Source organism: Coprococcus sp. RTP21428st1_C9_RTP21428_210409 (assembly GCF_040227395.1).
GTDB classification, from domain to species: Bacteria; Bacillota; Clostridia; order Lachnospirales; family Lachnospiraceae; genus Coprococcus; species Coprococcus aceti.
On sequence record NZ_JBEHVV010000064.1, the window covers coordinates 1 to 16,062 of the forward strand.

Below are 16,062 nucleotides of genomic sequence, written 5' to 3' on the forward strand. Positions count from 1 at the left end.
CTATGATATATAGAACAGGATCTTTATTTACTTTATTTCGCCAGGAAATTGCTCTGAATCTCCATCGGCATATGATAAGCCTGGCCTCGTTCTGAACCATATCTTCGATTTCCTCATCTTCAATCAGCAGATCGGCAGCAAACAGATTGGCCTGGTATTTTGTATTATCCGTCATATTGTAGAGTGTATCGTCTTGCAGCTCATAAAACAATATCCTTTCAGTGTCTTATATCTGGAAGTTTCCCCGACAACAATGTTCATCTGATCCATGATCTCAAATGGATCTCGGGTTCCATATTTCTTGATTAATTTCTTTGTTTCTGTATATATGTAAGTGTTTCATTTTTTTACATTGACGTGAAAAATATGGACGTGAAAAAATAAAATGCTATAATAAAAAGAATTGAGACAAAGCAGATGAAAATCTGTGACACAAAGCTAAAGGGCTTGTAAAACGAAAATATTGAAATGTGTTTTAATCGAAAGAATAAGGAATTTGACGTATGCAAAAAACCAAATGTTATCTGGCCGCATTGGTGTCTGGTGTACTTTTAGTAACTGGTATTTTGGCTGGATATGGACAATCTAAAAAAAACGATCACCTTACCGTGTATCTGTGGGAAAATCGTTTAATGAAAAATATTGCTCCTTATATCCATGAGCAGTTTCCAGATCAGGATATTGAATTTATTATTGGAAATAATGACACTGATTTATATAGCTATTTTAAAGAGCATGGTGAGTTGCCGATTGCATCTGGTATGAAAATAATTGTCAAAAACGAAGAAAACGGATTCTCATTAAAGGATATAACAATAAATGATAAAAAAATAGACACAGAAAAGGAATATTCCATTCTTCTTACGGATACGACAAAATCTATTTTGAAAAAAATTAATCCAAAATGTGCTGTTGAGCAAATAGGGGATACAACATTATCTAGTGCATGGATTGCGGCCATGTCAAATGGGCAGCAACCGTCAGCACCAGAAGACTATATAGAGGTTGAAAAATAAAGTGCAAATAGAACAAGAGATAATTAAGAGAAAAAAAATAATAATGCCATTGTTTGTCATAATTTTCATTCTTTCAAGTTTTGTTTTTGTAAAGTTTCTGTTGAATAGGATGAATACATATATTGAGGTAAATGGAGAAATCAGTATGGAAGCTGTTGTCGAACAGATTCAACAGACCTATGATATGCAAGTGAGTGGATACTATAGACAGTTACATTTGGTTGAGGGCTATCTGTGTAAAGAGAAGAAAATATCCCTTGAAACAGAAAATAACCGGATCTTTTTTAAGGCATGGGAAAAAGAATCTGAGAGTACACTTTTATTTATACAGGAAAATGGAAAAGCTATAACCTCAGATGGAACAAAACTGAAAGTTGATATGCCTAGTAAGCTTTTGCTGGATTTGAGAAACGGATCTAATATTGGAAAATTGGTCGCTTTGGAATATGAACAAGTGAAAAAAGACGGTTATTTGGTAGCAATTCCATGTCAGGAATATACGATTAATGGGGAAACTTATACAGCGATTGGAACAGTGTATGATCATTCGAAATTAGACTCCATGTTAAATCTTGGAGGATATGATGGAAGTGCATATCTCTTCATGTTGGATGATGATGGAAATATTACTTATACGAACCAGAAGGATGACATTTTTTTTCGAAATTATTCATTACTGAAACATTTGAAAAGTGATCATGCTATAACAGAAAAAGAGTTTGATTCTCTGAATAAAAAGATTGCGGGGGGAAAAAAGGGAGTAGAACTTATGGGGAAAGATGAGCCTTATTATTTGGGATATTGTCCGATAGAAAGCAACAATACGATGTTGATTTGTATTGTAAAAAAAGCGACAGTAGATAATGTGTTGAAAGAATACCAGAAAACGATTGGGCTTACTACAATGCTCATGACAGGATTTATACTCTTGCTTTTTGCTGGATTATTCTACAGTATTTCCAGATTCAGTATTGCAAATCAAAAAGTTAAATTTGAAAAAAGAAACAATGAGCTTCAGGCAATGGCTATAAGCGAAATGGAAGAAGCTAATAAAAATCTGAAAAAGGCTAAGAACATTGCTATTGAGGCTCTACAAACCGCTGAAAATGCAAATAAGGCAAAAACAGATTTTTTATCCAATATGTCGCATGATATTCGCACACCTATGAACGCAATCATTGGTATTATATCATTAATCAGACATAATGCCGGCGACAAAGAAAAAGTTATAGAGTATGCAGATAAAATAGCTATTTCTTCTCAGCATCTATTAGGAATTATTAATGATGTTTTGGATATGAGCAAGATTGAAGCTGGAAAAACAGTTTTCAAATATTCTGATTTTTCTATTCTGGATGCTATAGAAGAACTCAATACAATATTTCATTCACAGGCAAACGAAAAAAATCAGAGTTTTATAATCACAAAAGAAAACCTTAAACATGAGTGGGTAAATGGCGACAAGGTTCATCTGATGCAGATTTTCAGTAATCTGTTGTCTAATGCAATAAAGTACACACAGGAAGGTGGAATAATCCAGTTTATAGCAGAAGAAAGTGAGACAAACTCTTCTACATATGGAAAATATCATTTTATAGTCAGTGACAATGGTATGGGAATGTCTGCTGATTTTAAAGAAACTATCTTTGACGCGTTTACTCGTGCAGAAAGTTCCGTAACAAACAAAATACAGGGAACTGGTCTGGGAATGGCAATCACTAAAAATCTGGTTGAATCGATGGGGGGAACGATTGAGGTTGAAAGCGAACCAAATCGCGGAAGTAGTTTTGAAGTAATCTTAAATCTAAAAATTGTGGAGAACAGAGTAGTTTCTTCGACAGAACAGATAGAAATGCATGAGACAGATAGTGATATTCTGGATGGAATGCGCATCCTTTGTGCAGAGGATAATGAGCTGAATGCAGAAATCCTAATGGAATTATTAAAGCTTGAAGGTGCAGAGTGTACTATTTGTGAAAATGGCAAAAGGATTTTGGAAGCATTTGAACAGTCCGTGCCCGGTGAGTATGATATGATCTTGATGGATGTACAAATGCCTGTTATGAATGGTTATGAGGCAACGGAGGCAATCCGTAGAAGTTCACATGAACAGGCAAAGACGATCCCGATTATTGCCATGACTGCCAATGCATTTTCAGAGGATATGCAGCACTCTCTCGCTGCTGGAATGAATGCTCATATTTCAAAACCAGTTGATATGAAGTTGCTGAAGAAAACCATAAGAAATATAAAACTTGGGAGGGAGGAAGCCCAATTTATTGATCAATAATCACTAAAGAGAAATAAGAAGGACAAGAAACAAAAAATACTCATTGTAGATGATTCAAAATTTAACACTTTTGGATATCAATACTCTGTGCAGATAAAAGCGAAGGTGGAAATGATAGCCAGATGTATAGTCTGAAACTGCATACATTGTGGTCTCCTATGAAGAAAGACGGATATATAGGAATCATTGGATATTTTGATGCTGTAAATTAAATATGTAGATTATTAATCATAGAGTGTATGGATTCAATCAATTCCATATATGCATTTTATAGGTGAAAGAGATTATTATACAAACATACTTGAACGTTTTAAAAATTGTTTTCGATAAGTCGGATTGTAAATTTTTGTGTTAATAAATTATGTGGAAAAGATACTCCGAGAATGACGTTTGGTAAATTGGTTTAACATGGTGGGATAAAGTAAAATATAATAATACATCTTTTGTTTACGTTTGAATGTATTGACAACACCCTATAGTGGATATAAAAAGGCATGTAGTCTTATTTAGCATTATAAGGATAATGAAAAGTGTCAACACTGTTGACATAATTATGATGGATGAACTATCTTAGAATTGTTTCCGCATGTACTATAATTAAGATGTCTTTAAAGATGAAGTCACAAGGGGGTAGGTGCATCTAGTACCGTGTTAATGTGCGCCTGATACTTTGAACTTGCAGAAAATACTTGGTCACTCCCAAATTGACACTACCATGCAGTACGCAATGGTGAATTAGATGAAAAAGTGGTTGTTGCAAAAATTGCAACAACCACGAGGCATGGAGCAATAGAAGGAAAGCGGACGTTGGATTATAGTTGATGAGAATAAGAAGAAAGATTACTAATGAGACCAAGTGGACAGAAAAACCGAAGTCCTAAACTACCTGAAACAATACCCCAAGATGGCGAAATGGATGAATATATGCATTTGCTGTGGCTCAATGGGTTATAACCCGGATATGCCAGACAAGATTACTTCGAGAGATGGCAATGGGGAATATAATACTGTATTTTCAAGAAACATAAAGAAGTATTTTTCTCCACTGAGAGTAAATGACATGGGGATGTGCGCCATTTGTCAGAAATATTGGAGAAATAAATAAGTATTTGCAAAAGGAGACCTCTTATTTGAAAAAGAAAAAGGATGAAATAACCATCCGTTCCAGTGCAGCAGAATATTTAACCTATGTTGCCTCTATCGGTGGTCAGCAGGACAGTATTGAGATGCGCTATGAGGATGAGAATATATGGCTGACACAGAAGATGATGGCCACATTGTATGATGTGGATGTTCGTACAATCAATGAGCATATTAAGAAGATTTATTCCGACTCAGAGCTTGAGGAAGATTCAACTATCCGGAATTTCCGGATAGTTCAAACGGAAGGTTCCCGTCAGGTGACTCGTGATACAAAGCATTATAATCTCCAAATGATTATTGCGGTCGGATTCAAGGTTAATAATGAGCGAGCGGTGCAGTTCCGCAAGTGGGCCAATGGTATCGTGAAAGACTACACTATTAAAGGCTGGGTCATGGATGACGAACGTTTGAAAAATGGTGGCTCTGTGCTTACAGTAGAATACTTTGACCGCCTGCTTGAGCAGATTCGTGAGATCCGTCTCTCTGAGCGGAGATTTTATCAGAAAATAACGGACATCTATGCTACAGCTCTTGATTATGACCGAACAGCAAAAACAACAAAGCAGTTCTTTGCAAAGGTTCAAAACAAGATGCATTATGCAGTTCACGGACATACAGCAGCAGAGTTGATTTATGAGCGGGCTGATGCAGATAAGCCACACATGGGATTAACTACTTGGGCAGCAGCGCCGGAAGGCAAGATTGTAAAAAGTGATGTGAGTGTTGCGAAGAATTATCTTTCAGAGAAGGAAATGCGTTCATTAGAGCGTATTGTATCTGCTTATCTGGATTTGGCAGAGGATCGGGCGGAACGTCATATTCCAATGACGATGGAGGATTGGGCAAAGCGTTTGGATTTATTCTTGATGGCCGACGACAGAGATGTTCTTCAGGATGCAGGCAAAATCACTGCTGAGATTGCCAAGGCAAAAGCTGAAACTGAATTTGAAAAATATCGTGTTATTCAGGATAGGCTGTTCATGTCTGATTTTGATAAGTACATGTTGGAATTGGAAGAGAATGCGAAGAAGTAGCATGAAACCAGTGATGATGTGGATGGGTTCGGATGAGTAACTTCCAGACACAAATCGGTAATTCATAGAGTGCTGTCTTTTCATGTGAAGACCGTCTGCTTGCTAAGCAAGAAACCTTGAGTTTATGCGGTATTTAGGTGGCTCTGACGGATAATGTGTACGCGAATAGTTGTACCTATTGTTGTGAAATGAGTTCGTAGTTGGAGAAAATAGAATTATATGAGAAAAAATGACAAATTTCCATTCGCTATGACAAAGAAATCATTGGTTGTGTATATTGTTTTTACAGTTCTTATGGGACTATTTCTGTTTTTTGTCATAGGAGATATGGCTGGAAAATGTGCGGCATGCATTGTTTGTCCGATGCTCATTGCATATTTGCTCTATGCGTATTGCAAGGAAAGTAAAGCAGATACGAAAGCTCGTGAGATGAAAGCACAATATATGAATGGCAGTTATTTTGAAAGCCCTGAGTGGCATGAGAAATATGTAGCCTATCTCAATGAGCACACATTTGAGAAACCTAAATATCAAAGCATGAAACTGGATTTATTAAAAAGATTTCAAAGACGGGAATATCTTGTCAAAATGATATTGCCATTGTTCCTAATGTTTTGTACCTTGTGTCTTATTCCTTTAGGGCGTTATTATATGGCTATCATAGGATTTTGCCTATTCGGATTCTTGTTTTGGCTAGAGTTTTCACTGTATATAGGAATGCCGGTACGGAAGTGGTTGAAGGGCGATATTGATTATGAGGAGCTTGAAGCGTCATATTTAAAAAGTCAGATGCTTTTCTATAAAACAAATGCATTAGCATTTGGAACTACACATTTACATGGATTCACAGAGAAAAAAATATATGCAATAGATTATCGATTGGTGGAAGGAATATCAAGAAATATAGTACGCCTTAAGAAGTATGAGGATGGAATTTATAATACGGAGGAGTATAAGCATTTTGCAGTTATTCATGTCAGACTGCCAAGAAGCGGAGATATTTATGATGTTGAGATCGAACTAAATGAGTTTCAGGTTCAAATGGCAATCGATAAGTTATCCGTCTATAAAATTGGTGAAGATTTGATGGAAAATCTTTCTGTAAATGAGCATAAAGAAAATGAGGCTGTAATATAGCCAATGCAGTATTTAGCATTGCCTAAAAAGGATAAAGAAGATAAGGAGACTCCATGGACAGAAAAACCGAAGCCCTAAACTACCTGAAACAATACCCTAAGATGACAAAATGGATGAATACCTGCATTTGCTGTGGCTCAATGGGCTATAACCCTGATATGTCAGACAAGATTACTTCGAGAGATGGCAATGGAGAATATAACACTGTATTTTCAAGAAACATAAAGAAGTATTTTTTCCCACTTAGAGTAAATGACATGGGGATGTGTGACATTTGTCAGAAATATTGGAGAGAAAATCACTAAGTAACTTGATATGATGAAATTGAGGCTTGCATCAATAAGCTAAATAGAAAAGGAGGATAATCATGGAATTTATATGTTACCCAAAGTGTTCAACCTGCCAGAAGGCAAAGAAATGGCTGGACGAGAATAAGATCGAATACACGGAGCGTCACATTGTGGATGATAATCCTACATATGAGGAGCTTAAGAAATGGTATGAGAAGAGTGGACTTCCGCTCAAGAGATTCTTCAATACGAGCGGCATGCTGTATAAGGAGATGAAACTGAAGGACAAGCTTCCGGACATGAGCGAGGATGAGCAGTTGCAGCTTCTTGCGACAAATGGCATGTTGGTGAAGAGACCGCTTGTCGTTGCTGAAGGTTTCGTGCTGACTGGATTTAAAGAGAAAGAGTGGACAGAGATGATGCTGTAGTAGGAACGTCCCCGTGGAGAAAGAATGAAAAAAATTGATGTAAACAACAGTTGGGAAATGCATCGCGTAGGCGATGACGATTGGATCACGGCGACAGTTCCTGGATCGGTGTATGGGGATCTGCTGCAGGCGGGTAAGATGGAAGATCCATTCTGGAAGGACAATGAGATAGAAGCACTGAAGCTGATGGATTACGATTATGAGTACCGCACCAGTTTTTCGTGTGATGATGAGCTGCTGGGGTCGGAAGAGGTTATCCTTCGGTTTGAAGGGCTGGACACCATTGCGGATATCACGCTAAATGGTGTGAAGCTTGGACACGCCGACAATATGCACAGGACATGGGAGTATTCGGTAAAGGATACCCTGAAGCAGACGGATAATATATTAAGTGTATATTTTTATTCGCCGACAAAGTTCATCGCAGATGCATTTGCGAAGGCTCCAACACGGGGAACCGAGGATGCCATGAACGGATTTGTACATATCAGAAAAGCTCACTGCATGTTTGGCTGGGACTGGGGCGCACATCTTCCAGATGCAGGAATATGGCGGCCGGTCAGCTTGCTTGGCATTGATACCGCACGGATAGATTCTGTTGAAATCCTGCAGCATCATGGTCAGGACTCAGTGGAACTTGATATAAAGCCGGAGATAGAATTTGTCCGGAAGTATATTGGTTCTGGATCAGAGACGGGACAGCTGAGTGTAAAATTTAGAGTAGTAGATCCGGTTGGAAACGAAATTATAAATAGAATATTAAATGAAGATATCACGAAGAATATACATATAGACAACCCACAGCTCTGGTGGCCGCGTGGGTATGGAGAGCAGAACCTTTACACTGTATCTGTTGACCTTGTGAAAAATGACGGCACTGTAGTTGACAATTGGACGAGAAAGATTGGTCTTCGAACAATAACCATGGATCGTACAAAGGACAAATGGGGTGAGAGATTTGCCACCTGCGTAAACGGTGTAAATATATTTGCTATGGGTGCGGATTACATTCCGGAGGACCATCTTCTTGGACGTGTGACACCTGAGACCACAAGGACTCTGCTTGAGAAGGCGGTATTTGCGAACTTCAATTCTATAAGAGTGTGGGGCGGTGGTTATTATCCGGACGACTGGTTCTATGATATGTGTGATGAGATGGGACTTGTGGTGTGGCAGGATTTCATGTTTGCGTGTGCTGTCTACGATCTCACTCCGGAATTTGAGGCAAATATCACCGCGGAATTTATTGACAACTTAAAGAGGATCCGCCATCATGCGTCACTCGGGCTTATGTGTGGCAATAACGAGATGGAACAGTTTGTTAAGGAGAGAAACTGGGTGAGCAAGGACAGCGAGGTTCGGGACTATATTATTATGTATGAGCGAATTCTCCCGCAGATCATGAAGCAGTATGCTCCACAGGTATTTTATTGGCCAGCGAGCCCGTCCTCAGGTGGTTCATTTGATGATCCGAGAGACGAGAACCGTGGCGATGTGCATTATTGGGATGTGTGGCATGGTGATAAGCCATTTTCTGAGTACAGAAAGTTCTACTTCAGATATCTTTCCGAATTCGGTTTCCAGTCATTTCCTTCAAAGAAGACTGTTGAGACATTTACGGATGATGAGCGTGATATGAATATCTTTTCATACATTATGGAGCGGCATCAGAGAAATGGCTCGGCAAATGGAAAGATAATGAATTATATGCAGCAGACATATAGATATCCATCTGATTTCGAGACGGTTATCTACGCATCGCAGCTTCTACAGGCGGATGCCATCAGGTATGGCGTCGAGCATTTTCGAAGAAACAGAAATGATGACAGGTGCATGGGAGCGGTGTACTGGCAGTTCAACGACTGCTGGCCGGTTGCATCCTGGTCCAGTGTGGATTACTGCCAGCGCTTAAAAGCACTTCACTACTATGCAAGACGTTTCTTTGCACCGATCATGATCTCCTGTGAAGAGGAGGGCTTGCTTGGAAGCGGACAGGAGCTGGTGAGACTTCCATTTGAATTCCCGAAGTCCATACGCCTCTGCGTGGCAAATGAAACCTTAAACACAGAGAAAATACTTGTGTCCTGGCAGTTGAGGGATGCGTCAGCTAGTGTTCTTGAATCTCACGAGGAGGAGATCACTGCGCCAGCGCTGACGAGCGTATGGCTTGACAAGGTTGAACTTCCTGGTATCGACATTTACCACCAGTATGTGAGCTATCAGGCAAGTATGAAAGGACAGGTAATATCAGAGGGGACTGTCATATTCTCATATCCGAAGTATTTCTGCTACGAGGAGCCTCATTTGCAGGCGACAGTGGATGGCGACTATATCACAGTCAGTGCGGATGCTTATGCGAAGAGTGTGGAGATCCTGAACCAGAATGAGGATCTTATCCTGTCGGATAACTATTTTGACCTGAATGCAGATTCAAAGACTGTAAAGGTTATAAGTGGAAGTGTGGATAAGCTGAGGCTTAGAAGTGTATATGATATAAATTGATCTTGATAAGAGAGATTTATAAATGGTAAATGCCAGCGCATTATATATGTGCTGGCATTCACAAGAAAGGAGAAGCCATATGAGCTTTGCATTGTTTCTGGACGTAGATGGTGTATTGAATACCCGGACGACAGTTGTGGGGGCACCGAGTGGAAGAACCGGGATAGATGAGTCCAGAGTGAGGCTGCTGAAAAAGGCGTTAAAACAGTTTGGCGATGCAGCAATCGTTCTGACTTCTGATTGGAAGCTTATGAGAGAAGACGGGGATGACTTCTCATATCTTGTATCTATGCTGGCCAAATTTGGACTAAGCCTGTCTGGAAAGACAACCGATGTCTGGGTTGGCAGAGGTGAGGGTATCCAGAGCTATCTGGCGGAGCATCCTGAGATAGATGAATACGTGATACTGGATGACAATACATTTGATTTCGCAAATTATCCTAAGCTTTGGGAACGGCTGTTGCTTACCAATGGTATAGAGAATGTCGAATATGCATCAAAGACACCGGCGATTGAGGCAATGCTTTTTCTGGAGGCTATCTCTTAGTTTCTTCCCACTCTCCTTCTGTGATCTCTATGTCATTCAGGCATACTGGGAGATGTATGGCTTTGTTGAGCTCGTATACCTTCTCGAATTCATCCATTTTCCGATTATAGTAAGTCTGGTATCAGCGACAGCCACAGCTATCGAGTAGCTAGGCAGATGTACTTCATAATTTTCAAGCTTTATGATCTGAATATGAGCCAGTCAGAGCTTTCGAGGCGAACGGGGATTTCCACCAGCACGATAAATGACTGGAAAAAGAAGAAGATCAATCCGCAGGCGGACAAGCTGGTTGTTATCAGCAGGGCGCTTGATATGTCATTGGCAGATCTGCTTGGAGAAGATGGGGATGAGAACAGCAGCGTCGATTATAGTGCTGATGAGAAATATCTCATTGAGTGTTATCGCAGATCGGATAATTATGTGAGAAAGCAACATCCAAAACAGTGGAAGAAAATAAAAAAGAAAAACATAGCCGTAATGCTAAAAATGGATGGTATAGATATGATACCAGATTTGCGTTACCGGTTTACGATGAAGGTGGTGAGGTTGAGCGGTACAATGTGTTTAGTGCAAGATTATTGATCAGACATGCCGCTTCTGGGAAAATGTATCTGTACGATGTTTTAGAAATAAAAAAAGAAACGAGCAAGCCTTGTCAGGTATAAACCCTACCCAGTAGAAAACCCATTTCTTAATGAAATAAAAATAAAACACGCTACAGTAAAAGTCAACAGTTATATTGTGGAAAGGACATAGATGACATATGAAGATAATAAATGCAACACCAAAAGACAAAGAAGAACTGCTCTCGCTCTATCACGCCATGATAGGCGGACCGTGTGAGTGGAGCGAGAATTATCCTGACGAGAATACCATAGCATTTGACCTGAAGAATGAGGATCTGTTTGTTATGAAGAATGACAAAGAAGAGATTGTGGCCACAATATCCATAGATCACGACGATGCTGTTGAGGCACTTACGTGCTGGAGAGCAGATCTGGCTCCATCGGGAGAACTTTCAAGGCTGTGCGTCAGGAAGGATATGCAGGGACAGGGAATTGCGAAGACTATGATGAACTATGCCTGTGATGTCCTGAAAAGCAGAGGCATGAAGGGCGTTCATATACTTGTCAGAGAAGGACATGTGGTGGCGCTTTCGACATACGCCAAGATTGGTTTTGAAACGGTTGGAGAGTGTGATCTTTTTGATAAGCATTTCGTATGTATGGAACGGGGATTCTAAAGAGGTAGATATTGCAAGTTATAGGATGCAGCTGCAGCTATATTGTAATATAATGGGGGTGTATTGTTTGATGAGTTATAGAGATGAGACATTTCTATTATATAAGAATGACGAGTGGAGGTGCACAGAATGATAATTACAATAGGCAGAGAGTGTGGATGTGACGGCGATGAGGTGGCAGCAAGACTTGCCTCAAAATATGGTATAGCCTGTTACACAAAGAAAGAGATAATAAGGCTGGCAAAGGAGAAGGGTGTGTATGACAAATATCCGTTTTTCTTTGGAGAGAAGGCTATAGATTCTATGATGCAGTCGGTGTCAGACGACTTTGTCGTGAAGAGAAGAAAGACCCCGGAGGAGGTACTTGAGAGATTGCTTGACGGACAGGATGGCGTTGTAGTGGGAAGAGCCTCGGACTTTGCATTCAAGAACAGGAACGATGCAGTGAGAATATTCCTGTGCGGAGATAAAGACAGCAGAATAAAGAGGATAATGGACAAGCATGGCATATCAGAATCAAAGGCAAAGAGTATTGTGGAGGAGACTGATGCCAAGCGAAGAAGCTATCATGACTATTACTCAGGAGAGAACTGGGGATATTCAGGACATTATGACCTGTGCCTTGATGAGGCGAAGCTCGGCGTGGACGGTGTCGTGGAGATGGTTTCAGCGTATATGAAGGTGATAGGCAGAAATTAGAATTGAGCTTGGCGGAAGATATATGGTATGAGCTGGATTGACAGGCTTTAGGCATTACTTGAAAGGTGTAGATATGGGGAAAAATACAACAGGAAAATACAGTCTTCTGGTACCGGATGGTGAGTATTCATTTAGGGTACTGAGCCCTGTGGTCATGCATGACCTTGGGCTTGATATGATATGCAGACAACTGTCGGCAAATGAGTCTGAACAGAATTATATAATGGGAGTTATGTCACGGATATATGCAGATCCATCTGTTACAAAGTACAGAGGTGGTGTGTTTGACGACATAATTGGAAATAAAAAACTCAGAGACGACATGATGGAGATTCTTGGGAAGATAAGCTTTCTCAAGGATTACGGCAGCTTTAAACGCGATTATGATGAGAATTCAGGTATATGGGATCTTATGCACAGACTTGATGAGATAGGCGATTACATAGAATGCGTAGATTCGTTATATTCCTGCCTGAAGGATAAAAACTTGCATTCCGAGGGATTTACAGGTCTTAAGGAGTATGTTCAGAATATATATGAGGACAACGGTTTCAGTGAGCTGAAGAAGGACATATCAGAGCTGAAAAAGGTGAGTGGTGAGGTTCGAAGTATAACTATAGGAGTTAATCTGAACAGCAGATATGAGGCTGATGGCGTTGGCTTGATATCTGTAAATAGTAAGCAATTTACGAGGGGCGGTGTGCTGAGCAATTTCTACGGTCATTTGATGTCCAGAGATAAGATAAGTGACAACCTCGACGCTAAGAGTGACTTCAGATTTCAGCCGTTAGATGCGGTAAATGAAGCATTATCCAAATTTCAGCAGGAACTTCAGGGAAGAGTGGTAACTGGAGGTGCAAATAACTTGGCGGCAGGAATGGTTGGTATTCCTGATTCTGACAAATCCAAAGATATTACGCGGTATACAGACAGGGTAGTCACCAAGCTCATAACAAGAATTGTCAAGAGGATGAGGGAGACGTTAAATAAGTATGTGTCGATTACCATAACTGATATGACGGATCTCATACCTGAGCTCACTTACTATATAAGATGGGCTGAGTACATAGAAAAACTGCAGAAACGCGGCGCAGCATTTTCCAAGGCAAGGGTTGTGAACTCTGCATATCAGCCGGACGCAGGTACATCTAAGGAAGCCAATTCCAAGAGCAGATATTATATGAAGGCTCGTGGCGTATACAATATCAAGCTTGCAGCATTTGATACGGAGGAGTCGGATCACATAGTGACCAATGATCTGGACTTTGACAGCGAGCACAGAGTGTATATCCTCACAGGTGCCAACAGAGGCGGCAAGACGACTATAACCCAGACGATAGGACAGCTTTTTGTACTGGCTCAGGGCGGTATATATATCCCGGGTGATGAATTTGAATTTGCTCCTGTGGACTGCGTATTTACGCATTTCCCTGCTGACGAGGACAAAACTCTTGATCTTGGAAGACTTGGTGAGGAGTGTAAGAGGTTTAAGGAGATATTTGACGGTGCGGGTGACAGAAGTCTTATTCTTCTCAATGAGACTTTTTCAACAACATCATTTGAGGAGGGTTACTATATAGCCAGAGATTCCGTGAGAGCGATTCTGACAAAGGGATCACGTACTATATACAATACCCATATGCATAAATTGGGATTTGACGTGGACGAGATGAATGAGGGACGTGAGGCAGGAGATGGCAAGGCATATTCGCTGGTCGTACACAACGAGGGCTCACAAAGATCTTACAAGATCGAGATAGCGCCGCCCGCTGGCAAGTCATACGCCAGTGACATAGCGGAGAAATATGGTGTTACATATGACATGTTGGTGAATACAGAAAAATAGTTGGATATAGCCACTGCCTGCAGATGATATTATAGACGGTATTTGGGCGATTAAAAGCCGTACATTAAGAACTGTGGACAGTAAAGATGTTGGAGGGTATAGTATGGCAGAAAAGCCTACAGACAATAGAACAATACTTATAGTAGATGATGACTTGGATCTGTCTATGCTGATACAGGATATGCTGGAGGATAATGGGTATGCATCCTTGTACGCAGCCAGCATAGATGAGGCATATGAAGTGCTGACAAATAACAAATGTGATCTTATACTTCTGGATATCAATCTTCCCGATGGTACAGGGTTCTCACTATGTAAAGAACTCAGGCATACTTCGCAGGTGCCAATCATATTTGCAAGTGCAAGAACGAGTGAGGATGACAAGGTGAATGGTCTTGATATGGGTGGAGATGACTATATCGCAAAGCCGTATTCACTGAAAGAGCTTATGTCTCGTATCCGTTCGATACTCAGGAGAACTTATGGTGTTGATGACAATAAATCTGAGATGTTGACCCTGAACACAGACGGGAACGAGATAGAGATCAACAGGCACGCACGAACCGTGAGCAGAAACAAAGGCAATGTGGATATGAAGCCGAAGGAATTTGACCTGCTTGTATACATGGCGGAGAACAGAGGCAGGGTATTGACCAAGGAACAGATCATGAGTGCCGTGTGGGGGCTGTACAGCGATGTGGAGCCATCCACGGTTGCAGTGCATGTAAGGTGGCTCAGGGAAAAGCTTGAGACAGATCCTTCACATCCGCAGCTTATCCGTACGGTATGGGGAACGGGATATGTGCTGGGAGATAGTGAATAGACAAAGACAGTGAGAATAATATGAGCTTGTAAGGTGGATGTACACTTGGCAGCTATAGGGAGTTTATATGAAGCGACATTCAGTAAGAAGCAATATAATAAAAATGCTGATCGTGTTCATGTGCGCTATAACCTTAGTTTTTGGTTGGCTGTTCTACAGGGAGAAGCAGGATGAGACACGGCGGATAAAAGATGATGAATATGGGCAGTATATAGTGGAACTGAATGAAGTGAAACAACTGTATGATTCGGGATCCACAGATGCTGACGAAAAGCTTGACGCTGTAATGAATGAACTCAGGGAACAAAAGAAAGATACCGGCAAGTCAGGACTTAGGAATATAGTGATCATGTATATCGTTGTCTTGTGTGTTGTGATTGTATTATTCCTGTACATATACGTGTGTGTTCTCAGGCCATTTGATGAGCTGGAGGATTATGCATCACATCTGGCAGCAGGGGATATGGACACCGAACTTAAGTACAGACGGGTAAATATGTTCGGAAGCTTCACGTGGGCATTTGACCATATGAGAACGGAGATAGTGCATGCAAGGCGTAGAGAGCAGGAAGCGATAGAGAACAACAAGACAGTTATAGCCACGTTGTCACATGATATAAAGACTCCGATCGCATCCATAAGAGGATATGCGGAGGCATTGGTCATGAATATGGATGCCACCTGGGAGCGCAGGGAGAGGTATGCGTCGGTCATCATGAAGAAATGTGATGAGGTGACGTCCATAACGAATGACATGTTTATTCATTCCTTGCATGATCTGGACAGACTGGTGGTGAAGAGTGATAAGGTTGAGATAAAACCTCTGCTGGAACAGGTCCTGTCAGATATAGGTCTCGGGATGGATATCGTGGTGAATGGAGATATAACCGAGGCAGTGCTTGAGCATTCAGATTCGGAAAGAGTGGTTCAGGTGATAGAAAATATACTGTCAAATGCCTCTAAGTATGCCAGAGACACAGAGATAAGTATTGTTACTGAATGTATATCGCCCGAAAAACTTCCAAGGAATGTCCATGTGAGCGGCGCTGATATGGTATACAGGC

14 protein-coding genes are annotated in these 16,062 nt (G+C 40.7%); all 14 read left to right on the top strand.

Features of this window, described 5'->3' with window-relative positions:
- Positions 1-503: 503 nt before the first annotated feature.
- Positions 504-1,016: a hypothetical protein gene (locus ABUA34_RS11190; RefSeq protein WP_055224460.1), complete on the top strand. Its 513-nt coding sequence runs from the start codon at positions 504-506 to the stop codon at positions 1,014-1,016.
- A 145-nt stretch (positions 1,017-1,161) separates the two neighbouring features.
- Positions 1,162-3,306, top strand: a complete 2,145-nt coding sequence (locus ABUA34_RS11195; RefSeq protein WP_349823313.1) for an ATP-binding protein — start codon at positions 1,162-1,164, stop codon at positions 3,304-3,306.
- A 1,130-nt stretch (positions 3,307-4,436) separates the two neighbouring features.
- Positions 4,437-5,483, top strand: coding sequence for a virulence RhuM family protein (locus tag ABUA34_RS11200; RefSeq protein ID WP_055224462.1), 1,047 nt, complete (start codon positions 4,437-4,439; stop codon positions 5,481-5,483).
- A 219-nt stretch (positions 5,484-5,702) separates the two neighbouring features.
- Positions 5,703-6,620: a hypothetical protein gene (locus ABUA34_RS11205; RefSeq protein ID WP_349823314.1), complete on the top strand. Its 918-nt coding sequence runs from the start codon at positions 5,703-5,705 to the stop codon at positions 6,618-6,620.
- Positions 6,621-6,673: 53 nt separating this feature from the next.
- The gene (locus ABUA34_RS11210; RefSeq protein ID WP_349823315.1) at positions 6,674-6,925 is read left to right on the top strand and encodes a hypothetical protein; all 252 of its coding nucleotides are present in this window, start codon (positions 6,674-6,676) and stop codon (positions 6,923-6,925) included.
- Positions 6,926-6,987: 62 nt separating this feature from the next.
- A complete protein-coding gene (locus tag ABUA34_RS11215) occupies positions 6,988-7,338 on the top strand; it encodes an arsenate reductase family protein (RefSeq protein WP_173796391.1) in 351 nt (116 codons plus the stop codon).
- A 24-nt stretch (positions 7,339-7,362) separates the two neighbouring features.
- Entirely contained in the window at positions 7,363-9,840 is a 2,478-nt protein-coding gene (locus ABUA34_RS11220; RefSeq protein ID WP_349823316.1) for a beta-mannosidase, read from the top strand.
- Positions 9,841-9,919: 79 nt separating this feature from the next.
- Complete coding sequence (locus ABUA34_RS11225; RefSeq protein ID WP_173796410.1) at positions 9,920-10,387, top strand: HAD domain-containing protein; 468 nt, start codon at positions 9,920-9,922, stop codon at positions 10,385-10,387.
- Between the two features lie 156 nt (positions 10,388-10,543).
- The gene (locus tag ABUA34_RS11230) at positions 10,544-10,969 is read left to right on the top strand and encodes a helix-turn-helix domain-containing protein (RefSeq protein WP_349823317.1); all 426 of its coding nucleotides are present in this window, start codon (positions 10,544-10,546) and stop codon (positions 10,967-10,969) included.
- Positions 10,970-11,150: 181 nt separating this feature from the next.
- Positions 11,151-11,630, top strand: coding sequence for a GNAT family N-acetyltransferase (locus ABUA34_RS11235; protein WP_004851846.1), 480 nt, complete (start codon positions 11,151-11,153; stop codon positions 11,628-11,630).
- 129 nt (positions 11,631-11,759) lie between these two features.
- Positions 11,760-12,329, top strand: a complete 570-nt coding sequence (locus tag ABUA34_RS11240) for a cytidylate kinase-like family protein (RefSeq protein WP_022216825.1) — start codon at positions 11,760-11,762, stop codon at positions 12,327-12,329.
- A gap of 73 nt (positions 12,330-12,402) precedes the next feature.
- Complete coding sequence (locus ABUA34_RS11245) at positions 12,403-14,175, top strand: MutS-related protein (protein WP_349823318.1); 1,773 nt, start codon at positions 12,403-12,405, stop codon at positions 14,173-14,175.
- A 103-nt stretch (positions 14,176-14,278) separates the two neighbouring features.
- Positions 14,279-14,998 carry a response regulator transcription factor gene (locus ABUA34_RS11250; RefSeq protein WP_349823319.1) on the top strand — a complete coding sequence of 240 codons (720 nt, stop codon included), beginning with the start codon at positions 14,279-14,281 and terminating at the stop codon, positions 14,996-14,998.
- 67 nt (positions 14,999-15,065) lie between these two features.
- Positions 15,066-16,062, top strand: a 997-nt coding sequence (locus ABUA34_RS11255; RefSeq protein ID WP_349823320.1) for a sensor histidine kinase, incomplete at its 3' end; no start/stop codon positions are given.